Below are 21,794 nucleotides of genomic sequence, written 5' to 3'. Positions count from 1 at the left end.
CAGTGGGGATGAGATGATTGGACTGAGACTGGCTGGCCTTGGCGATGCCGACGACTCGGGTCTTGAAGCCGGTACACAACACCGGTACACAAGGCCCAGCCGGTCGGCTCGAAACGCCCGCAAATGCCGCTGTTCGCGATGGTGGCGACCCAGTCCTTTTCTGGGCACCAGCCTTTTCTGGATATCCAGCATTTCCAGATAGATAAATCGCATCCTTGTGTTGCGTGCCCCTTGGCCGTGCAACGAAGGGCTGTGGCCCCGCCGATGCGCCGGATGGGTCTCTCTCGGTCATTCCTGCAGCGCATTCCGGCCGGATTGTCGGCGCCTGCCATCACGGACCTGACGCGTACTTCGGATACCTCCTTGTCGGTCGCGTCGAGATGCGCCCCCACGCGGCACGCGCAATTGTATCGGGGGCGCCGTGGCTCGTGCCCCGATGCCGATGATTCTCAAATCACGCCCGGTGACAGGCGGTCACTTTGAGTGCCAACCGGGGAGGGGAGCGCCCCTTCGCATGGCACGGCGTCTCGCCCAAAATGGCCCCGCCGACCCGACGCGGATTTCGGCGATCGCTCACGATGTCGACGTATCATTCGTATCGATCGCGAGTTCGTCACTCGCGCCGCGTGTGACGTCACCCATCCGGCAATCATCTGCTCGATGTTTCGCCGTTTCCAATTCGCACGACAATCTGCTGAGCCGAACGGCTGATAACAATGATGTTGACGACGATTGGCCGCTTGTTGCGGTAACACGAGCGCAAAGCTGCGTGCACGGCCGCTCCTGCAGATTATGCAACGCAGGTCTGTGATTGATGTCCGGCGCAAAACTCGGATAGCCTTCGGAAAGGCCTGACCCCGACAGGGAGTGTGCTTCGTTGAAGAATGATCAAGCGCCAAAGCTTCTTCGACGTGACTTGCTTCGGCTGACCATTGTCGGTGCCGGTGCGTTGGGTGCCGGCCAATTGTTGCCGGCGGCGGCTTCCGCAAAGCCTGTTGATCTCGATCAGAAGCGGAAGGCTCGCTATCGACCTGACTCCCAGGAAGTCAGGAATTTCTATCGCGTCAACAGCTATCCCGCTCGATAGGAGACTTCCGTGCTGATCAGGAAGTCCGAGCGTCGTCCGGAGCGTGCCAGGCTTTTCGATGCGGCGGCCGACGAAGCATCGGCGAAACTGGACCGGCGGACGTTCCTGAAGCGCTCTGGAGTCACGGCCGGCGCATTGGCCGCGGTGGGTGAACTCGCGCTGCACAGCGTGCGCAAGGCCGAAGCCGGTCCGCCGCCGCCTGTCGGCGCAACGGTCACGACCCGCAAGAACGTCTGCACGCATTGCTCGGTCGGCTGCTCGGTGATCGCCAAGGTCGCCAACGGCGTATGGATCGGGCAGGAGCCCGACTACGACAGTCCGATCAATCGCGGCTCGCATTGCTGCAAGGGTGCGGCAGTTCGCGACGACGTGTTGAACGAACGACGCCTGCGTTACCCCGTCAAGCTCGTCAACGGACAGTGGACGCGCATCTCCTGGGAGAAGGCGATCGACGAGATCGGCGACAAGCTGCTGGATATCCGCCAGAAGGCGGGGCCCGACTCGGTCTATTGGCTTGGCTCCGCCAAGTTCACCAACGAGGCCGCTTATCTCAATCGCAAGCTTGCTGCGTTCTGGGGCACCAATAATTCCGATCATCAGGCGCGGATCTGCCACTCCACGACGGTCACCGGCGTAGCCAATACCTGGGGCTACGGCGCGATGACCAACAGCTACAACGACATCCGCAACGCCAAGACCATCCTGTTGATGGGTGGCAATCCCGCCGAGGCCCATCCGGTTTCCCTGCAGCACATTCTTGAAGGCAAGGAGCTCAACCGCGCCAACATGATCGTGGTCGATCCCCGGATGACGCGGACCGCTGCGCACGCGACCGAATATGTCCGGGTTCGCCCCGGCACGCATATCGCCACGATCTACGGCATGCTGTGGCACATTTTCGAGAATGGCTGGGAGGACAAGGAATTCCTCGCTCAGCGCGTCTATGGCCTGGATGAGGTCCGGAAGCAGGTTGCGAAGTGGCCGCCCAAGGAGGTCGAGCGCGTGACCGGCCTACCCGAGGCGCAGGTCAAGCACGTCGCCGAACTGTTCGCCAAACAAAGGCCGTCCACCCTGATTTGGGCGATGGGGCAAACTCAATTCACCACCGGCACCTCCAATGTCCGTGCCAGCTGCCTGTTGCTGCTCGCCACCGGCAACATGGGGCTGCCCGGCGCAGGCGCCAACATTTTCCGCGGCCACACCAACGTGCAAGGTGCAACCGATCTCGGTCTCGATGTCACCTCGCTCCCGCTGTATTACGGTCTTGCCGAGGAGGCCTGGCGGCATTGGTGCCGGGTATGGGAGGTCGATTACGACTGGATGAAGTCGCGCTTCCCCGACAAGAAGCTGATGGAAACCCCTGGTATTCCCAGCACGCGCTGGTTCGATGCAACCTTGTTGCCGAAGAATCAGATCAGTCAGCCCAATCCGGTGCAGGCCATGTTCATCATGGGGCATGGCGTCAATACCATCACCCGGATGCCGGAGGCCGTGAAGGGCATCGAGAAGCTGGAGTTGCTGGTGGTCTGCGATCCCTATCCGACCGCGTGGTCGGTGCTGTCGGAGCGCAAGAACGGCACCTACCTCCTGCCGGCCTGCACGAGCTTCGAGATGGAAGGTTCGCGCACCAACTCGAACCGCTCCCTGCAATGGGGCGAAAAGATCGTCGAGCCGGTCTTCGAATCGAAGAACGACTACGACACCATGTACCTGTTCGCCCGCAAGTTCGGATTTGCCGACCTGATGTTCAAGAACATCAAGGTCGAGAACGGCGCAGTCTCGGCGGACGACATCCTGCGCGAGATCAACCGCGGCGGCTGGTCGACCGGCTATTGCGGCCAGTCGCCGGAGCGGCTCAAGGCCCACATGAGAAACCAGCACAAGTTCGATCTGGTGACGCTGCGGGCGCCGAAGGACGATCCGGAGGTCGGTGGAGATTATTACGGCCTGCCCTGGCCGTGCTGGGGTACGCCCGAGTACAGGCATCCGGGCACGCCGATCCTCTACAACACGAATCTTCCGGTGAAAGAGGGCGGCGGCACCTTCCGCGCGCGGTTCGGAGTCGAGCGCGTCGTGAAGCGCAAGGTGATGGAGAACGGGCAGGAGGTGGAGCGGGAAGATCACGATAATCTTCTTGCCGAGGGCTCGTACTCCGTCGGTTCGGAGATCAAGGACGGTTATCCCGAGTTCACCCTTGGCGTGCTGAAGAAACTCGGCTGGGACAAGGACCTCACTGCGCAAGAACGCGAGACGATCGAGCGCATCAATCCGGCCGATCCCGACAAGGTGTCATGGTCGACCGATCTGTCCGGCGGCATCCAGCGGGTCGCGATCGAACACGGCTGTTCGCCTTACGGAAACGCCAAGGCCCGCATGATCGCGTGGAATCTTCCCGATCCGGTTCCGGTGCATCGCGAGCCGATCTACACGCCGCGTCCCGACCTCGTCGCCGACTATCCGACCTTGCCGGACGCGAAGCAATTCCGCGTGCCCAATATCGGCTTCTCCGTGCAGAAGGCCGCCGTCGATCGCGCGATCTCGAAGCAGTTTCCGCTGATCCTGAGCTCGGGCCGTCTGGTTGAATACGAAGGCGGCGGCGAGGAAACCCGGTCCAACCGATGGCTCGCCGAATTGAAGCAGCACATGTACGTCGAGATCAACCCGGCGGACGCAGCCGAGCGCGGCATCGTCGATGGCGGCTGGGTTTGGGTGACCGGTGCAGAGAACAGCTCGCGGGCCCGGATGAAGGCGCAGGTGACTGAACGCGTCGGCAAGGGCGTTGCCTGGATGCCGTTCCATTTCGCGGGCTGGTACGAAGGCGCCGATCTCCGGGCGAAATATCCGACGGGAGCCGATCCCATCGTGCTCGGTGAGAGCGTCAACACGCTGACGACCTATGGCTATGATCCTGCCACCGGCATGCAGGAGCCGAAAGCCACGCTGTGTCAGATCAGGGCCGCATGAGAGGTTAGACCGATGGCACGCATGAAATTCCTGTGTGATGCGGACCGTTGCATCGACTGCAATGCCTGTGTGACCGCCTGCAAGAACGAGAACGAGGTGCCTTGGGGCATCAATCGGCGTCGCGTCGTCACCATCAATGACGGCAAGCCGGGCGAGCGGTCGGTGTCGATGGCCTGCATGCACTGTACCGATGCGCCTTGCGCGTCGGTGTGTCCGGTCAAGTGCATCTATCCGACCGAAGACGGCATCGTCCTGCACGACAAGGATCTGTGCATCGGCTGCGGCTATTGCTTCTACGCCTGTCCGTTTGGAGCGCCGCAATATCCCCAGGTCGGGAATTTCGGCTCGCGAGGCAAGATGGACAAGTGCACCTATTGCGCGGGCGGCGGCGGGCCGGAGGCGCCGGGCAGCGCCGAGGAATATGCGAAATACGGCTCGAACCGCTTTGGCGAAGGCAAGCTGCCGATGTGCGCCGAGATGTGCTCGACCAAGTCGCTGCTCGCAGGCGATGGCGACATCATCGCCCAGATCTACGAGGAGCGCGTCGAGAAGCGCGGCTATGGCTCCGGAGCCTGGGGCTGGACAACCGCCTATCACGAGGACGTCAAGTCGTAGGGGACCTGCGCTTACCGCGACGATCAGGGACGAAGATTGGGTATCCGTCATGACGGCTTTCGCACGCATTCGCTTCGCAGCGCTGTTGTTGATGCTGTTCGGTCTCGCGACAGCCCCGGTGCTCGCCCAGAAGCTTGGTCCCGACGGGGCGCCCAATCCGACCGCCAGTGTGACCAATCAGAAGACGCTTCTCGAGCAGGCGCCGCGTACCCAGGGCCGGATCGACATCCCAGATGTCAAAGCCAGCGTGCTGATGCAGCCGGCGGGACGGACCTGGGATTATTTCCACGAAGTCCTGCTCCACTGGGGTGGGGCGGTGGTGATCGTCGGCATGCTTGCAGTGCTCGCGCTCGCCTATCTGATCATGGGGCGGCTTCGCATCGAAGCGGGGCGCTCCGGCCAGACGATCGTCCGCTTCAAGGCTTTCGAGCGGTTCGCGCATTGGCTGACAGCGGTCTCCTTCGTGCTGCTCGGATTGACCGGCCTGAACATCACCTTCGGCAAGGTCCTGCTGCGGCCCCTGGTCGGCCCGGATCTATTCTCGGACATCTCCCAGATCGCGAAGTACGTGCACAATTTCACGAGCTTCGCCTTCGTGGCGGGCCTCGTTCTGATCACGGTGCTTTTCTTCAGGGACAATCTGTTCAAGCAAGTCGATATTGACTGGGTCAAGCAGGGCGGCGGCTTCATCAAGTCGAAACATGCGCCTGCAGGCCGCTTCAATCTCGGTGAGAAAATGGTCTATTGGCTGTCGGTCGCAGCCGGCCTTCTGGTATCGGCATCAGGATTCGTGCTGCTGTTTCCCTTCTACGGGACCAACATTGCCGACATGCAGATCGCCCAGGTCGCCCACGCCGTCATCGCGATCCTTTTCATCGCGCTGATCCTGGGACACATCTATATCGGCACGCTCGGCATGGAAGGCGCGTTCGAAGCCATGGGTACGGGCGAGGTCGATATCAATTGGGCGAGAGAGCATCACGACCGCTGGCTTGCCGAAAAGCTCGAAGCGGAAGGCCGGCAAGCCTCGGCCACGCCGGCTGAATAGCGCGATGGCGCTCGCACCAACCTGAACCGGGCATTTCAGCCGGAGCGGCCGTCCGGGTCTTTCTTCGCGTTCCGGTCACGCAGGTAATCGTCGGTGGTGCGGACGGTTGGGCCCGGTGCGCCATAAGATTCGAAGCCCTGTTCGGCCACGAAACCGACGCGGCAGTCGCCGCACATCTTGATGGCGTCGAGCCGCTGCGCCGAGCCCGAATACATCCAGTGCTGGCCTTCGAGCTTCGCCACCACACGTTCGATGCTGCTCTTGACGCCGAATGGCTTGCCGCAGCGGATGCAGCAAAACGGCTCCTCTTCCTTGAGAACCCGGGTCGGCGCCCGGCTGGCACGGAAGTCGATCTGCGGAACCAGTGTGATGACTTTTTCCGGGCACGTCGTCCGGCACAGGCCGCACTGGACGCAGGAGTCTTCGACAAAACGCAATGCCGGGCGCTCGGGGTCGTCGCGCAGCGCGCTCGTCGGGCACACCGACACGCAAGACAGGCAAAGCGTGCAGCCCGCAGTATCGATCTCGACCGCCCCGAACGGCGCGCCCTCGGGCAACGGAATGACATCGACGGGTGCAGGCGCCGCGCGATGCAGTTCGGCCAGCGCAAAGCGCAGCACGTCGCGCTTGCCGCCCACGGCGCGGAAGCTCGCAGGGCGCGGAGTGGGCGCGTCGGCCGGCGCGGTGCGGAGCGCTTCGATCAGGCCGTCCGGATCGTCGGTCGCGATGACAGAAAGCCGGGCCTGGCCGAAGCCGAGTCCGGCAAGGATCGGATCGGCGAGCGCGACCGTCCGCGTCAATCCGGAGACGTCATGGCGCGGCTTGGCCCGTAGCAGGAAACGCACCGCCGACACGCCATAGCCAAAAGCCGCGATGATGCTCTCCAACCCGATTTGCGTGACCTCGTTGACCGCAAACGGCAGCACGTTCGCGGGCAAGCCGTCGCCGAACCGCGACAGCGCGTCGATCAGCGGCGCGCCGTGGCTTTCGTCATGGACGAGGACAATTGCCCGCTCGCCGCCCGCCTGACGGTATGCGAGCAGCATGGCACGCAGCTTTCTGACCAGCGCGTCTTCCGCCGGCAGCGCATAGGACGCGGCGCCGGTGGGACAGGCCGTCGCGCATTGGCCGCAGCCCGCGCAGATGTTGGCGTCGATCGCCACATGATTGCCGGCAGGTGTGATCGCGCCGGCCGGACAGGAATCGAGACAGCGGGTGCAACCGGTCCGCTTCGAGCGCGAATGCGCGCAAAGCCCGGCGTCGAAGGTGATGTAGCGTGGCTTCTCGAAGGTCCCGACGAGGTCGCGCGCTTTCAGCACGGCCTGGAGGATTGCTGCGGGACTGCCGGGATCAGCGCGCAGGTAACCGTCGCGCAAGTCGGCAGGAACCAGCGCAGGCCCGCCGGTCAAGTCGAGGACGATGTCGCAGCTCGAACGGGCGTTGTTGCGTGACTTGCCAAACGTCAGGGCGCGACGCGAGGACGGTGCGGCTTCGGCGAAATCGTCGACCACCACATCGAACGCGCCCAGATGTCCCTTGACACTCGTTATCCGGCCCTTGGCGATCGGAAAATCAACGCTACGCGGCGGTGCGATCGCGGCTGGCGGCGCAATCAGCACGGTGACGTCGAGATGTTCCTTGAGCAAGTCGCCGGCCTCGATCGCGGCCTCGTCGCGGCCGTAGATCAGGATGACTCCGCTGCTTTCCAGCTGGACCATCGGCGCGGGTGCGGTGACTTCGGCCGCGGCGGCCAGCAGCGCGGCCATCTTCGGTCCGGCGCGGTCGGCATCGCCAGACCATCCGGCGGTCTCGCGGATGTTGGCAAACTGTATCGAATTCGCACGATTATTTTCGGAAGCAACCTGCGAAAACAGTGCTGCCTGCTGCGTGCAGGCCACCGTGAGCGGACCATCTTCGGCGGCGACAGCCTTGAATCGGCCGAGTTCGGCGCCGCAGAGCTGCGTCGCCGCCGTCACTTCACCACGGCAACCGCGGCGAATTGCGTCTGCATCGAGCGGCATCGTCCCTTCGCATGAGCAGATCAGGAGGCGCCTGCCGGTGTCGGATATGACGGTCACAATATCTCGCGCTCCCAAAATAGAGCGGCCACCTACTGGCCCGTTCACCCCCGAAGTATATACTCCGGATATCGGAAAAGACGACGCCCGTATCATGAGCGCACGATTACCGCTCTCGGCGGGGCGCGAGCGCGAGGCGTCGCTGGATTGGCTTCGGAAGCAGGAACCACGTCTCGATCACGAGAGGGTACATTGATATCGACAAGTCTTGCACGCATTGCTGTCGGTGTCGCAATCGAACGGCGCAAGGCGAAAAGTGCGTGGGCCGATTTTCTGTGGCGGCCCGTCTCGGTATTCGCGGGAGAGCCGACCGCGGAGCCTTGGACTCCGATTGGAGGCGAAGGCGAGGTCACGTTGTTCTACGCAGGTGATGCCGTGATCGAGCTGCACCGGACCGAAACCACCAACTATCGCGAAAATCTCACGTCAGGCTCGCCGACGCTGTGGGTCAATTTGCGTCCGACCGGTTCCGAGCCGCCCTACGAGCTGCTCGCGGTTACGGCCGATCCGGCGGAGGGCGAGGCGTTTACCGATGCAGGCAGCAATCTGGTCGAAGCCGTGCCGATGCCACCAGGCATCTCCGAGATCGTCGGCCGGTTCGTCGCCGAGCATCATGTCGAACGACCATTCGTCAAACGGCAGCGCAATCGTTAGCAGCGGCATGAGAGAGATCGATGTCAGAGACTAACGTCTTCGTTCGCTGGGCGCGGCTCAAGCAAGCCTCGAAAAGCCAAAACGCTGAACTTGCTCCGACCGACAGTGAGCAGGCTGCTCAGCCGTCCGTGGCGAATGACGGGACCGACCGGCCTTTCGATCCCGCCAGTTTGCCGTCGATCGAATCTATTGCCGCTCACACCGACATTGCGGCGTTCCTGCAGACGGGCGTTCCGGCCGAACTGACGCGCCTGGCATTGCGCCGTGCCTGGGCAACGGACCCCGCGATCCGCGACTTCGTCGGGATTGCGGAGAACCAGTGGGATTTCAACGATCCCAACGCAATTCCCGGATTTGGCCCGCTCGATCCCGCAGACAACGTCGCCGATCTCGTCGCGCGGATGTCGAAGGGGCTGGAGCAGGTGGGAGACGCGTTTGCGGACGCGCCGCCGCCAAGCGAGCTCATTCCGCAAAGGCGTTCCGATGCCGAACAGCCCGGTCTCGAGCCGACGACATTGGCATCTCAATCGCTGCCCGATGATGCCGCGGCGCGACCGGACCAGGACCGGAATGAGAGAATGCAGTGCGTCAGCCCTGCCGTCGGAGAGCCGCCCTCCCAGCGAACACGACGTCATGGCAGCGCATTACCACGCTAGCAACCGGCAGGATTAGATGTCTTGCGCGATCGAACAATGATGGATCTAGCCTCGAGGACCGCTTCAGTGCGTATCGTCGATGAGTACGACCTCGCCCGGGCGCAGGAATATGCGCTATTGGCCACGTTGCTGACGCGCAGCCCGGACACGCAGCTGCTGCACCGGATCTCTGCATTGCGCGGCGATGCAAGTGCGATGGGCAAGGCGCACATGGCGCTGGCGGATGCGGCGCGCCGGACAAATGAGCAGACCACATCGCGCGAGTTCTTCGCCCTCTTTGCAGGGTTGGGCAAGGGAACACTGCTGCCTTATGCGTCACACTACCTGTCCGATACCCTGTATGGCCGTCCACTTGCGCGGTTGCGGGAAACTCTCGAGGGGCTCGGCCTCGAACAGGCCCCGGAGCGTACGGAGCCCGAGGATCACGCCGGATTTCTCTGTGAGATCATGGCAGGCCTCGCCGGCGGGAGCCTTGCAGCGCCAGCGGGCGCCGAGCGCCTCTTCTTCGATCAGCATGTCTCACGCTGGATGAGGCACTTTTTCGCCGATCTCGAGCGGGCCAGTTCGGCAGACTTCTATGACGCCGTTGGCGCGCTCGGACGAACGTTTATCGATATCGAGACGGAGGCCTTCGCGCTTCCGGGTTGAACACGGTGTTTTGTACGGGCGCTGCACCAATCCGTTTGGGAGCGTGCTAGGTTATAGGGGTAGGGATCAACAGGATGCGCGTTTTCATTATTGCCTGCCTGTTCGCCGCTGTTGTCGCACTCGGTGCCGCCGGCATCCTTGATCGTTTCGTGCAGGAGTCCGCGACGACGGCGTTCGCCGAGTCGAGTGCCCGCGTTTAGCGGTCATTATTGTTTGTTAAGCTTTCTGTTCTCCACATAGACGTGGGAGACGCCATATGCGCCGGTCGCTGATCGCTTGTTTCGTCGTTGCAGCTCTGATCGCCGGTTCTGCCCTGATCTTCAGGACGCAATCTCGCTCGATAGAGCTGTCCGCCGCGGCCATGCCGTCCTTGGTCGAGCTGCACGCCATGGCCGGCGTCCATCAGCTTCCGGATCAGGAGATCGACGATCAGTCGCTCATTTTCCCGGCCACGGTAAAGCACTAACCGGCCCTCAGACCACCCGTCTCCCGGTCCGTTCCGCCACCGCCTTCTGCACAAAGTACATCGCGACCAGCGAGACGATCGCCGACGCGACCACGACGTAGCCGATACGGTCGAAATGGAGCAGCGAACCATCCGGTTGTTGCGCGATGATGGCGGCGGCGAGGACCGAACCGAGCCCGCCGGAGAGCTGCTGAAGCGACGCGCTGACCGCGCTGAACGAGCCGCGCTGGCTGGGGTCGGGGATCGCCGACATCAGCGCCTGCGACGGGATCATGCGCGAGAAGATGCCGACGAACATCAGCACGTTGACGAGGATCGCGGTCGCGAGCGAGACGTGGCCGAGATGGGTGTAGATCAGCACCATGATGACAGACACCACGCTGCCGAAGACGAAGGTCGGGTACTTGCCGAACGCGTCGCTGGCCCTGCCGACCAGCGGCCCCGTGACGATGCTGAACAGGCCGGAGACGAGATAGATCGTCGGCAGATGCAGGATGTCGATGCCGAGATTATGCACGGTGAAGGCGCTGGAGAACGGCATCAGCATGTATCCGCCCGTCGCCAGCAATGTCGTGACGGCGAAGGCCAGCGTATAGCGCGGTTGTCCGATGGTCGCGATCAGGTGGCGGAACGGGTTTCTGTCCTGCTTCAGTTTCAGATGCGCGTCGACCGGCTCCATCGCGAAGGCGATGATGGCGATCGCGACGATCGACAGGCCGACGATCGCAATGAAGCAGACATGCCAGTTCCAGTGATTGGCGAGAAACAGGCCCGCGGGAATGCCGAGCACCTGGCTCGCGGCGAACGCCGTCTGGACGAAGCCCATCACGCGGCCGCGCAGGTGCAGCGCGAACAAATCGGTGATGATGGCCAGCACGACCGAGCCGATCACGCCGCCGAACAATCCGGTCACGATCCTGCCGAGCAGCAGCACATGGTAGGTCTGCGCGGCGGCGCAGAGCAGGGTCCCGAGCGTGAAGCCGACATAGAAGAACAGCAGCAGGCGCTTGCGGTCGAAGCGATCGGCAAAGCCGGCGGCCAAAATGCCCGAAAGTCCCGCGCTGAACGCGTAGGCCGACACCGCGACGCCGAATTGCCCGGCCGTGATGTCGAGCGCGGGCATCAGGATGGCGCCGAGCGGCGACATGATGATGAAATCGAGAATGATCGTGAACTGCGTAAACGCGAGCAGCGCGATCAGGAGCGCCTGGTAGCGCGTAAAGCCGCGCTGGCGTTCCTGTTGGTCGTCGATAGGCGCAGCGAGCGTCTGTTCGGTCATGACACCTGATTTCATTGTGAGCGGGGCGAGCGAGCGCGCGAAACTGGCAGATGGGGTCGGCCGGGAGGATTTTCACGGGGCGCGCGGCAAAAGCCCTGCCGGACCATGAAGCTGGCGCCGGGTTGTGGGATCCATGCAACAGCAGGGTGCATGGATTGGCCCCGGCATCCCCCAGGGGCCGCCCGCCCTTCTCCGCCGGTTAAGTCGCCCTTAGCGAATGCCGCCTAGGCTCTCGGCCGTCCATTTCCCTGCTCCCCGGCCTCAAGGCCGGTCATGTTGCGGCCAATAGAGCGTTTTCGGATGGAGCAGCCTGCCTGGCACTACGATTCTGGCGTCCCCACACCGTCGGCGACCCCCGCCGCGGCGCGGACGCTTGTCATCGATCTCGAGGGTGCCCTGCTCCGTTCCGAATTGCTGCTGGAAGCGCTGTTCTCCAGCCCCGGCCGCATGCTGGCCCGCTTCGGCGCGGGTGGACGCCCGGGCATGGCGGCGCTCACGGGTATCCTGGCGCAAGCCGAGCTCGACTACGCCCATCTGCCCTATGATGCCGACGTGCTGAACCAGGCGCTGGCGGCGCGGGCGCGGGGCGAGACGATCTATCTGGTGGCCGGCCGCTTTGCGCACCATGCGGCGGGCATTGCCGCGCATCTCGGGTTCGATGGCGTCGTTGCGCCGGCCGATCTCGCAGCGGCTGACCGGCTGCCGTTCGACCGCGCCTCCATGGAGCGCATCGAGACGCGCGGCAGCAGCCGTGCCAGCCTCAAAACCTGGGCGCAGGCGCTGCGCGTCTATCAATACGCCAAAAACACGCTGGTGTTCGTGCCCGCGATCACGGCGCATCAGATGAACCTTGCGACGCTCGGCTACGCGTTGCTGGCGTTCCTGGCGTTCTCGGCCTGCGCGTCGGGCGCCTACCTGATGAACGATCTGCTCGACCTCGCCGCCGACCGGCAGCATCCGACCAAGCGCCATCGCGCGCTGGCGGCAGGTCGACTGCCGATGTCCTCGGCGCTGCTTGCGATCCCCGCGCTATGGCTGCTCGCGGTTGCTGCCAGCCTCTGCATCTCGCCGCTGTTCCTTGGCGTGCTCGGCGGCTATCTCGCCACCACGATCGCCTATTCGCTCGCGCTCAAGCGCAAGATGCTGGTCGACGTCGTGACGCTCGCGGGCCTCTACACGCTGCGCATCATCGCCGGCGCGGTCGGCGTCGGCGTGGTGCTGTCGGAATGGCTCTTGATCTTCTCGCTGTTCGTGTTCACCTCGCTCGCCCTGATCAAGCGCTTCAGCGAGCTCAGCATGCGCGAGAGCGCCGGCCTCGCCGATCCCTCCAACCGCGATTACAGGATCACCGAGCTGCACATCATTGGCGCGATGGCGGCGGCGAGCGCCATGAACGCGGTGACCGTGTTCTCGCTCTACGTCTCCTCCTCCGCGGTGACGCCGCTCTACAGCCGTCCTTGGATGCTGTGGCTGCTCAACCCGCTGCTGCTCTACTGGTTCGGCCGTGCCCTGATGATGGCGCATCGCCGCGAGATGCCCGACGATCCGATTCTCTACACTTTTCGCGATGGCGCCAGCCGCGCGACGGTGGCGGCGATGATCTGCATCATGCTGGCGGCGATCTGACCGCGCCCCGGCGGGAACAGCTGCCGCTTGCGCGGCCCGCCGCCAGTGGCTACATCGCGGGCAATCCGATTAGCTTATGATGCCGACAGACCAATTCGATTGAGGTTTTGAAACGCCATGACCGTACGCCTGCATCGCGGCGACCTGCCCGACCTGTCCCGCTACACCGGAGCGGTGGCGATCGACACCGAGACCATGGGGCTGAACCCGCACCGCGACCGGCTCTGCGTGGTGCAGCTCTCGCCCGGCGACGGCAGCGCCGACGTGGTGCAGATCCCCAAGGGTCACACCGACGCGCCGAACCTGAAGGCCCTGCTGGCCAATCCTGGGATCACGAAGATATTCCATTTCGCGCGGTTCGACGTCGCGGTGCTGTACCAGACCTTCGGCGTCATGACCGGCCCGATTTATTGCACCAAGATTGCCTCCCGCCTGACCCGCACCTACACCGACCGGCACGGCCTCAAGGACCTCGTGCGCGAGGTGCTCAATGTCGACCTCTCCAAGCAGCAGCAATCCAGCGACTGGGGTTCCGACAGCCTGACCGAGCCGCAGCTCGCCTACGCCGCCTCCGACGTGCTGCACCTTCATGCCCTGCGCGAGCGGCTCGACGCCATGCTGGTGCGGGAAGGCCGTACCGCGCTGGCAAAAGCCTGTTTCGACTTCCTGCCGACCCGCGCCCTGCTCGACCTCCAGGGCTGGGCGGAAGAGGACATTTTCGCGCATTCCTGAGGCCTCCGGTCGCTGTTAGCTTAGGGCTGCCGCCGCGTTTCGGACACTTTCGTGCGGCCTGTCGCAGGCTGCATATTCAGGCGGCGCCGGATACAATGGCGTGCGCCCGTCAACCGGACGAGACGAGCGACACCTCGGGAGCTCAGGTGAATTCGGCCCATAATCCCACCTACGACGCCGCGCTTGCGGCGAAGTTTGCCAGCGCGGCGCGCCACAGCCGCCTGGTGCGGATTCTGCGCATTGCGGTGCCGGTGACGGTGGCCGGGTCCATGGCCGCGATCGTCGCCGTCTCGACCTTCCTCAATCCGTTCCAGATCCCCGTGAAGCTCGACTCCGGAAATCTCGTGGTGACAGGCACCAAGATCACGATGGAAACGCCGCATATGTCCGGCTTCACCCCGGACCAGCGGCCCTACGAGCTCTGGGCCAAGACCGCGACGCAGGACATCACCGACCCCGATCATGTCGATCTCAATGATCTGCGCGCAAAGGTGCTGATGGAAGACAAATCGACCCTGCTGCTCGATGCCCGCACCGGCCGCTTCGACAACAAGGCGCAGCAGCTCGACCTGCACAAGGACATCTTCCTGCGCACCTCGACCGGCTACGAGGCGCGGCTGAACTCGGCGTTCGTCGACATGGGCAAGGGAACGGTCTCCTCGGATGAGCATGTCGACGTCAAGTTGACCAACGGAACGCTGACCGCCGATCGGCTGCGGATCACGGAAGGCGGCGACGTCATCCGCTTCGAGGGCAATGTAGTGATGCATCTGGACAAGCTGGATGATCCCGCCGTCGCCCAGCCTGCGCCAGCCGAGCAGCCGGCGCCGCCCGTGAAGACACGCACGCCGCAGAACAAGTCTGCCAATTCAAAGTGATTTTCATGATGAGATTCTTTTCGCGCAACGAAGACAAGCGGCGCGCCATTCTCGGTGCGGCCGCGCTCGTCGCTGTCGCGCTGGTCGCAACCGGTGCGGCCGTCGCACAGAGCACGATGCAAGGCGTGCCCAACGCAATGCAGGGCTTTTCGCAAAACCGCGACCAGCCGATCCAGATCGAAGCCGCCTCGCTCGAGATGCGCGACAAGAAGAAGGAGGCAACCTTCTCCGGCAATGTGAAGGTCATCCAGGGCGACACCACCATGACCTCGAAGACGCTCGTGGTGTTTTACGATTCGGGCGGCGGCGACAAGCCGGCCACGCCGCAGCCTGCACCTGCGAAAGGGGCGAAGGCGGCTCCGATGCAGTCGGCGCAGCCGGGGCCGGGCGGCAGCTCCTCGATCAAGCGGCTGGAGGCGCGCGGCAATGTCGTCGTCACCCAGAAGGACCAGGTTGTGACCGGCGAGACCGCCGTGTTCGACACCAAGACCAATCTCATCACCATGCTCGGCGGCGTCGTCCTGACGCAGTGCAAGAACGTGCTGCGCGGCGACCGTCTGGCGGTCGACATGACCACGGGCGTCTCGCGGGTGGAATCCGACAGCGGCAGGGTGCAGGCATTGCTGCCGCAGGGCGGCAGCAATGATTGCGGATCGGGTAACCCGGGCAAGCCCGCCGCGGCGCCGCCGCTGCAACTGCCCGGTGCCGGCAAAAAGTAAATTCCTGAAGTAACTTCAGAGACTTGGGCCAGATGCCGCCGATCCGAGGTTGAAGCTTGCCCGGCGAGGCTGTATCTAGCGCGAAGGGCTTTCCAAGCGGGGTTCGCCGCTTTTCGGGCGTGTTTCACTGGGCATGAGACATCCCTTCACTCATGCTGTGCCGGCGAATCGCAAGGCCGGTGCGGCAGATCGCGGGATCGCGCGCGGATCATCGCGCAGGATTGTCGTGAAAGGCTAGAAGGCGGGATGGTCGATCTCTTCAGCATGTTCCGTCGGCGCCCCGCCAAACGCGGCCGGCCAGGATTTGCGCGCCAGGACATCACCGCCCTCGGTGACAGCGTCGGCGGTCTCGTGCCCAGCCCGGTGCGCGATGCATCGCCGATCGCCCGTGACCAGTCGATGCGCGCGCCCGACCATTTCCAGGCCGACTACCAAGCCGACTACCAGACCGAGCCGCCGCGTGCCCAGGCGGTGCATCCCGTGAGGGCCGCCAGCAGGCCCAATGGCGCCGGCGGGCCGCAGCTTCTGAAGCGGCCGGGCTACCTGGCTGTGCATAGCGTGGAAAAGAGTTTCGGCAGCCGCCAGGTGGTGCGCGGCGTCAGCATCTATGTGCGCCGCGGCGAAGCGGTCGGCCTGCTCGGCCCGAACGGCGCCGGCAAGACCACCGTGTTCTACATGATCACCGGCCTGATCAAGCCCGATCGCGGCGCGATCGAGCTTGACGGCCACGACGTCACCAAGCTGCCGATGTATCAGCGCGCGCGGCTCGGCATCGGCTATCTGCCGCAGGAAGCCTCGATCTTTCGCGGCCTCACCGTCGAGCAGAACATCCGGGCCGTGCTCGAAGTGGTCGAGCCCTCGCGCAAGAAGCGCGAGCAGCAGCTCGACTCGCTGCTCGACGAATTCAACATCACGCGCCTGAGGAAATCGCCGTCGATCGCGCTGTCGGGCGGCGAGCGCCGCCGCGTCGAGATCGCGCGCGCCCTGGCGACGCGTCCGAACTACATGCTGCTCGACGAGCCTTTCGCGGGCATCGATCCGATCGCGGTCGGCGACATTCAGGACCTCGTCCGCCATCTCACCAACCGCGGCATCGGCGTGCTGATCACCGACCACAATGTCCGCGAGACGCTCGGCCTGACCGATCGCGCCTATATCGTCTATGCCGGTGAAATCTTGACCGAGGGTAGCCCGGATGAGATCGTCGCCGATCCCGACGTGCGCCGGCTTTACCTTGGCGAGGAATTCCGCCTCTAGCCCGTTTTTCGATTTCGTCAAGCCGTGTACATCGAGCCCGGACTAGGATAAGCAAAAATCGGACCAACTTTTGGGATCGGTTCTTGCTTCATGGCGCTCACGCAGAGATTAGAGTTTCGGCAATCGCAGTCGCTGGTTATGACGCCGCAGCTGATGCAGGCGATCAAGCTGCTGCAATTGTCCAATCTCGATCTCACGACCTTCGTGGAAGAGGAGCTCGAGCGAAACCCCCTGCTGGAGCGGGCCAACGACGAGCCGCCCGCGGGTGAAGCCCCGGCCGAGACCGGCCAGTTCAGCGATTCCGACGGTGGCCACAACGACGAGCCGGGCGGCGGTCCGGGCGAGGCGTTCGAGCCGGGCCAGGAAGAATGGATGAGCAAGGATCTCGGCACCCGCGCCGAGATCGAGCAGACCCTGGATACGGGTCTCGACAACGTCTTCTCCGAGGAACCAGCCGAGGCCGCCGCGCGCAACGCCCAGGATGCGGCGCCGACCACCTATACCGAATGGGGCGGCGGTGCCTCGGGTGACGAGGACTACAATCTCGAAGCCTTCGTTGCCGCGGAGATCACGCTCGGCGACCATCTTGCCGAGCAGCTCTCGGTCGCCTTCACCGGCCCGGCTCAGCGCATGATCGGCCAGTACCTGATCGACCTCGTCGACGAGGCCGGCTATCTGCCGCCGGATCTCGGCCAGGCCGCCGAGCGTCTTGGCGCATCGCAAGCCGATGTCGAGGCCGTCCTTGCCGTGCTGCAAAAATTCGATCCGCCCGGCGTTTGCGCGCGCAATTTAAGCGAATGCCTGGCGATCCAGCTCCGCGAGCTCGACCGCTACGATCCGGCGATGCAGGCCCTCGTCGAGCACCTCGATCTGCTGGCGAAGCGCGACATCGCGTCGTTGCGCAAGCTCTGCGGCGTCGACGACGAGGACATCGCCGACATGATCGGCGAGATCCGCCGGCTCAATCCCAAGCCCGGCATGAAGTTCGGCTCGGCGCGGCTCCAGACCATGGTGCCCGACGTCTATGTCCGCCCGGGCCCGGATGGCGGCTGGCATGTCGAGCTCAACAGCGACACCTTGCCGCGCGTGCTGGTCAACCAGACCTATTATTCCGAGCTGTCGAAGAAGATCGGCAAGGACGGCGACAAGTCCTATTTCACCGACGCGCTCCAGAACGCGACCTGGCTGGTGCGCGCGCTTGATCAGCGCGCCCGCACCATCCTGAAAGTTGCGACGGAAATCGTGCGCCAGCAGGACGGCTTCTTCACCCACGGCGTGGCGCACCTGCGGCCGCTGAATCTGAAGGCCGTTGCCGACGCCATCCAGATGCATGAATCCACGGTGTCGCGCGTCACCGCCAACAAGTACATGGCGACAAATCGCGGCACATTCGAATTGAAATATTTCTTCACGGCCTCGATCGCCTCCGCCGACGGCGGCGAGGCGCATTCCGCCGAGGCCGTGCGTCACCACATCAAGCAGCTGATCGATTCGGAAGCGCCGTCGGCGATCCTGTCGGACGACACCATCGTGGAACGGTTACGCGCCTCGGGAATTGATATTGCCCGCCGCACGGTCGCGAAGTACCGCGAAGCCATGCGCATTCCCTCGTCGGTACAACGCCGCCGTGACAAGCAGAGCGCTCTTGGTAACGTCCTCTCCACCGCAATGCCCGATCGCTCCCGCAACACCGAGCCGGCCTGATTGCGCTGGCGCGAAATCGCGCTACTCTCGATCCCCCATCGAGACCGATCCAAGCTGGGCACTTAAAACCAAGCGAGGCATCACATGACCCTCAGAATCTCGGGAAAGAGCGTCAGCGTCGGCGACGCTCTGCGCGGCCGCGTCACCGATCGGACCGACGAGGTCCTGCGCAAATATTTCGACGGCAATTATTCCGGCCACATCACCCTGAGCAAGGATGGCTTCGGCTTCCGCACCGACTGTGCTCTGCATCTTGATACGGGAATTACGCTGGAGGCCGATTCGAACGCGCCGGATGCCTATGCCAGCGCCGACCAGGCGCTCCTGATGATCGAGAAGCGGCTCAAGCGCTACAAGAGCCGGCTCAAGGACCGCTCGGCCCGCAAGGCCCATGTCGCCTCCGCCGCTCTCGCCGCCCTGGATGCCACGAGCTACGTGCTGGAGGCGCCGGGCGAGGGTGAGGATGAGGACGAGGTCACCGGCTACAGTCCCGTCATCATCGCCGAGGCCACCACCTCGCTGAAGCAGCTGTCGGTGAGCGAGGCCGTGATGGAGCTGGACCTCAGCGGAGCGCCCTGCCTGGTATTCCAGCACGGCTCCAGCGGCCGGGTGAACATCATTTACCGCCGGGCCGACGGCAATGTCGGCTGGATCGACCCGCCGGGGGCCAAACCGGACGGTTAAGGGCTGGAACCGGCCCCCGTACCAACCGCAGCCCTTAACAATGAGCGGGGCAAAGCCGCACGCAGCAGTTGGCACCGGGATTGCGTTGGAGTAGAAGCGCCCCACATCAGGATCGGGGCTAAGTCCCCCTCCTGCTTCACCTTCTTGATGCCGGCCAGGCATGGTTTGACCAAGCTGGCCAATTCGGAACCTGACGGTTTAATTCACCTCGGAAACCCTCCATGCCGATTACCGATCTGGTCGCACCCGAGGCGATTCTCCCGGCATTGAAGGTCAACAGCAAGAAGCAGGCGCTGCAGGAGCTCGCGGCCAAGGCCGCCGAGCTGACCGGGCAGAACGAACGCTCCGTGTTCGAGGTGCTGCTGCAGCGTGAGAAGCTCGGCACCACCGCGGTCGGCTACGGCGTCGCCATTCCGCACGGCAAGCTGCCCAAGCTGGAAAAGATCTTCGGCCTGTTCGCGCGGCTCGATCGCCCGATCGATTTCGAGGCGATGGACGGTCAGCCGGTCGATCTCGTCTTCCTGCTGCTCGCCCCCGAAGGCGCCGGCGCCGATCACCTCAAGGCGCTCGCCCGCATCGCCCGCCTCCTGCGCGACCAGGACATCGCCAAGAAGCTCCGCGCCTCGCGCGACGCCCAGGCGATCTATTCGGTGCTGGCGCTGCCGCCGGCGACCGCGGCGTAACTTCGCTTTTCCTCGTCGCCCGCTGAGACGCGGAATCGATCCACGCCATTGCCAATGGTACGCGGCCATCTCCGCAGCATGCGCGCGGGATGTCGTGATCGCGTAACAACCGGCGAGATCACGCGAAAAAATTTCCCCATTTGAGACGTCCGGCACATCGCGCCATGTCGGACTCCGCTAATGACGCCAAGGAACGCAAGCGGTGCTTGGATCGGCGCGCCGTCCTGCGCTTTCGCTGATGTGGTGACCTATCGCCCGAAGGTCGGGCCCATAGGATGAAAGTGGTTGGCGCGGTGCAGTGCAGGGCTATCGTGGTGGGGCTAGCGATAGCAGGTACCGCAGTCCCGGCCGTCGCGCAGGATGCCGGATCGCTGCTCCGCGAGATGCAGCGGCAGCAGGAGTTGCAGCGGCAGGAAAGGCTGCCGGCCCCTGACGAGATTCGACCGCAGCAGGCGCCCGCCGCCATTCCCGACCGGGGCGAGCGCATCATCGTGAAGGGCGTTCGCTTCACCGGCAAGGTGGAGCTGCTGCCACAGCCCGAGCGCGACCAACTCGTTGCCTCGGTGCGCGGCAAGCGCCTCGGCATCAAGGGGCTCTATGCGCTGGCCGATCAGGTGACGGCCGTGCTCCAGGGCCGCGGCCGGTTGCTGGCGCGCGCGCTGCTGCCGCCTCAGGACATCACCAACGGCATCGTCACGATCGAGATCGCCGAGGGCGCGCTCAAGACCATCACGCTCGACCGCGCCAACGGCGTGCGCGTGCGTGAGGACCTGTTGCGCGCGATCATCGAGGGTCGTCTCAAGCCGAACGGCGTGACGCGGCAGGATCTGGAAGATGCGCTGTTGCGGATGAACGATCTGCCGGGCGTGTCGGTGCATGCCAAGCTCGCGCCGGGCGATGCGCCGAACACCAGCAAGCTCGTCGTCGGCGTCGCGCAGGCGCCCATTCTCGGGGGCGGTATTTGGGCCGATAATTACGGCAGCTCCAACGTGGGCAAGGCGCAGGGCAACGGGCTCATCTCGCTCACCGACGTGTCCGGCTACGGCGACCTGACGCGGCTCTCCGGCACGGTGTCGCAAGGGCAGGAGTACGGCTCGCTGACGACGAGCGTGCCGCTCGGCGCCAGCGGCTTCACTGCCAATGCGAGCTACGGCTATCTCGACTACCACAATATCGACGCCATCGGCAGCGCCCTCGGTCTCACCGGTTTTGCCCATTTCGCCAATGGCGGCGTCGACTACAGCCTGATCCGCTCGCGCGATTTCAACCTCCAGCTTGGCGGCACCGTGACCTGGAAGGCGCTGGTCGACGACAGCATCGTCGGCAAGCTTCAGGACAAGCGCTCGACCTCCGGCACGCTCGGCCTCAACGGCGACCGGCGCGATGCGCTGCTCGGCGGCGGCATCACCAACTGGTCGGTGAGCTGGACTTTTGGCGATCTCGATCTTTCGCGCGTGGCGAGCGCGCTCGCGGCGGACCAGGCCGGGCTCCGGACGCAAGGGCAGTTCAATCGGATCAATGCCTCGGTTGCCCGGCTTCAGGCCTTGCCCGGCGACTTCGCACTGTTCGGTCGCCTCTACGGGCAATGGGCCGACAAGAATCTCGATTCCTCGGAAGATTTTGCGCTGGGCGGCCCGTTCGGCGTGCGCGGCTATCCCGTGGGCGAGGCGCGCGGCGATATGGGCGTGCTCGGCACGCTGGAGCTTCGCTACAACGCGCCGCTGCCTGTGCGCTTCGGCAGCCTGCAACTCGCGAGCTTCCTGGACGGCGGCTACGTCAAGATCAACGTGTCGCCGAACGGCATCGCGCCGGTCACTGTCTGCGGCTGCAATGATTACGGGCTCGCCAGCGCCGGCCTCGCCGCGCGCTGGACGCGCGAGTGGCTCAACGTCTCGGCGAGCTGGGCCCATACGCTGGGCGACAATCCCGGCCGTTCCGTCATCACCGGCGCCAATGCCGATGGCGTCAAGGCCAACGACCAGTTCTGGCTGCAAGCCGGCATTCGCTTCTGATGTT

19 protein-coding genes are annotated in these 21,794 nt (G+C 64.1%); 17 read left to right on the top strand and 2 right to left on the bottom strand.

All coding sequences use genetic code 11. The features are described 5' to 3' along the window. Positions 1-1,096: 1,096 nt before the first annotated feature. From OWC48_RS21075 to OWC48_RS21065, 3 genes are read left to right on the top strand one after another with little or no spacing between them, the layout of a single operon-like run. Positions 1,097-4,051 carry a formate dehydrogenase subunit alpha gene (locus tag OWC48_RS21075; protein WP_282521682.1) on the top strand — a complete coding sequence of 985 codons (2,955 nt, stop codon included), beginning with the start codon at positions 1,097-1,099 and terminating at the stop codon, positions 4,049-4,051. Between the two features lie 12 nt (positions 4,052-4,063). Next, the gene (gene fdh3B / locus OWC48_RS21070) at positions 4,064-4,666 is read left to right on the top strand and encodes a formate dehydrogenase FDH3 subunit beta (protein WP_014490880.1); all 603 of its coding nucleotides are present in this window, start codon (positions 4,064-4,066) and stop codon (positions 4,664-4,666) included. A 49-nt stretch (positions 4,667-4,715) separates the two neighbouring features. Then, positions 4,716-5,714 (top strand): formate dehydrogenase subunit gamma, encoded by a 999-nt coding sequence (locus OWC48_RS21065; RefSeq protein WP_282521681.1) that lies wholly within the window; start codon positions 4,716-4,718, stop codon positions 5,712-5,714. A 35-nt stretch (positions 5,715-5,749) separates the two neighbouring features. On the opposite strand, the gene OWC48_RS21060 is transcribed toward OWC48_RS21065, so the two are convergent. Beyond that, on the bottom strand, positions 5,750-7,735 hold the full coding sequence (locus OWC48_RS21060; protein ID WP_282521680.1) for a 4Fe-4S binding protein: 1,986 nt from the start codon (positions 7,733-7,735) through the stop codon (positions 5,750-5,752). 249 nt (positions 7,736-7,984) lie between these two features. On the opposite strand from OWC48_RS21060, the gene OWC48_RS21055 reads away from it, so the two are divergent. From OWC48_RS21055 to OWC48_RS21035, 5 genes are all read left to right on the top strand, one after another. Next, entirely contained in the window at positions 7,985-8,446 is a 462-nt protein-coding gene (locus OWC48_RS21055; protein ID WP_282521679.1) for a DUF3305 domain-containing protein, read from the top strand. A 20-nt stretch (positions 8,447-8,466) separates the two neighbouring features. Next, complete coding sequence (locus OWC48_RS21050; RefSeq protein ID WP_282521678.1) at positions 8,467-9,102, top strand: DUF3306 domain-containing protein; 636 nt, start codon at positions 8,467-8,469, stop codon at positions 9,100-9,102. Between the two features lie 66 nt (positions 9,103-9,168). Beyond that, on the top strand, positions 9,169-9,750 hold the full coding sequence (locus OWC48_RS21045) for a molecular chaperone TorD family protein (protein WP_282521677.1): 582 nt from the start codon (positions 9,169-9,171) through the stop codon (positions 9,748-9,750). Positions 9,751-9,824: 74 nt separating this feature from the next. Beyond that, positions 9,825-9,950 (top strand): hypothetical protein, encoded by a 126-nt coding sequence (locus tag OWC48_RS21040; RefSeq protein ID WP_282521676.1) that lies wholly within the window; start codon positions 9,825-9,827, stop codon positions 9,948-9,950. A gap of 56 nt (positions 9,951-10,006) precedes the next feature. Continuing rightward, complete coding sequence (locus tag OWC48_RS21035) at positions 10,007-10,216, top strand: hypothetical protein (RefSeq protein WP_282521675.1); 210 nt, start codon at positions 10,007-10,009, stop codon at positions 10,214-10,216. Between the two features lie 7 nt (positions 10,217-10,223). Here OWC48_RS21035 and OWC48_RS21030 read toward each other — a convergent pair whose 3' ends face one another. Continuing rightward, positions 10,224-11,495 carry an MFS transporter gene (locus OWC48_RS21030; protein WP_282521674.1) on the bottom strand — a complete coding sequence of 424 codons (1,272 nt, stop codon included), beginning with the start codon at positions 11,493-11,495 and terminating at the stop codon, positions 10,224-10,226. Between the two features lie 300 nt (positions 11,496-11,795). Here OWC48_RS21030 and OWC48_RS21025 point away from each other — a divergent pair, with 300 nt between their 5' ends. The 9 genes from OWC48_RS21025 (at position 11,796) to OWC48_RS20985 (ending at position 21,790) form a co-directional block, all read left to right on the top strand. Continuing rightward, complete coding sequence (locus OWC48_RS21025; protein WP_282521673.1) at positions 11,796-13,121, top strand: UbiA family prenyltransferase; 1,326 nt, start codon at positions 11,796-11,798, stop codon at positions 13,119-13,121. A 117-nt stretch (positions 13,122-13,238) separates the two neighbouring features. Further along, the gene (locus OWC48_RS21020) at positions 13,239-13,853 is read left to right on the top strand and encodes a ribonuclease D (RefSeq protein WP_071908880.1); all 615 of its coding nucleotides are present in this window, start codon (positions 13,239-13,241) and stop codon (positions 13,851-13,853) included. A gap of 146 nt (positions 13,854-13,999) precedes the next feature. Continuing rightward, positions 14,000-14,731, top strand: a complete 732-nt coding sequence (lptC, locus tag OWC48_RS21015; protein WP_282521672.1) for an LPS export ABC transporter periplasmic protein LptC — start codon at positions 14,000-14,002, stop codon at positions 14,729-14,731. 5 nt (positions 14,732-14,736) lie between these two features. Continuing rightward, positions 14,737-15,450, top strand: a complete 714-nt coding sequence (locus OWC48_RS21010) for an LptA/OstA family protein (RefSeq protein ID WP_282521671.1) — start codon at positions 14,737-14,739, stop codon at positions 15,448-15,450. A gap of 246 nt (positions 15,451-15,696) precedes the next feature. Then, positions 15,697-16,707, top strand: coding sequence for an LPS export ABC transporter ATP-binding protein (gene lptB / locus OWC48_RS21005; RefSeq protein ID WP_282521670.1), 1,011 nt, complete (start codon positions 15,697-15,699; stop codon positions 16,705-16,707). Positions 16,708-16,797: 90 nt separating this feature from the next. Continuing rightward, positions 16,798-18,411 (top strand): RNA polymerase factor sigma-54, encoded by a 1,614-nt coding sequence (rpoN, locus tag OWC48_RS21000; protein ID WP_282521669.1) that lies wholly within the window; start codon positions 16,798-16,800, stop codon positions 18,409-18,411. An 84-nt stretch (positions 18,412-18,495) separates the two neighbouring features. Continuing rightward, the gene (gene hpf, locus OWC48_RS20995; RefSeq protein WP_212484999.1) at positions 18,496-19,095 is read left to right on the top strand and encodes a ribosome hibernation-promoting factor, HPF/YfiA family; all 600 of its coding nucleotides are present in this window, start codon (positions 18,496-18,498) and stop codon (positions 19,093-19,095) included. A gap of 221 nt (positions 19,096-19,316) precedes the next feature. Next, positions 19,317-19,778, top strand: a complete 462-nt coding sequence (gene ptsN / locus OWC48_RS20990; protein WP_008141251.1) for a PTS IIA-like nitrogen regulatory protein PtsN — start codon at positions 19,317-19,319, stop codon at positions 19,776-19,778. Positions 19,779-20,053: 275 nt separating this feature from the next. Further along, positions 20,054-21,790 (top strand): ShlB/FhaC/HecB family hemolysin secretion/activation protein, encoded by a 1,737-nt coding sequence (locus tag OWC48_RS20985; protein WP_282521668.1) that lies wholly within the window; start codon positions 20,054-20,056, stop codon positions 21,788-21,790. Positions 21,791-21,794 lie beyond the last annotated feature (4 nt).

It is taken from the genome of Bradyrhizobium sp. Arg816 (assembly GCF_029989365.1).
In the GTDB taxonomy this organism is placed as follows: domain Bacteria; phylum Pseudomonadota; class Alphaproteobacteria; order Rhizobiales; family Xanthobacteraceae; genus Bradyrhizobium.
The sequence above is the reverse complement of the archived record's forward strand: the minus strand, read 5'-3'. Positions and strand labels throughout refer to the sequence as shown.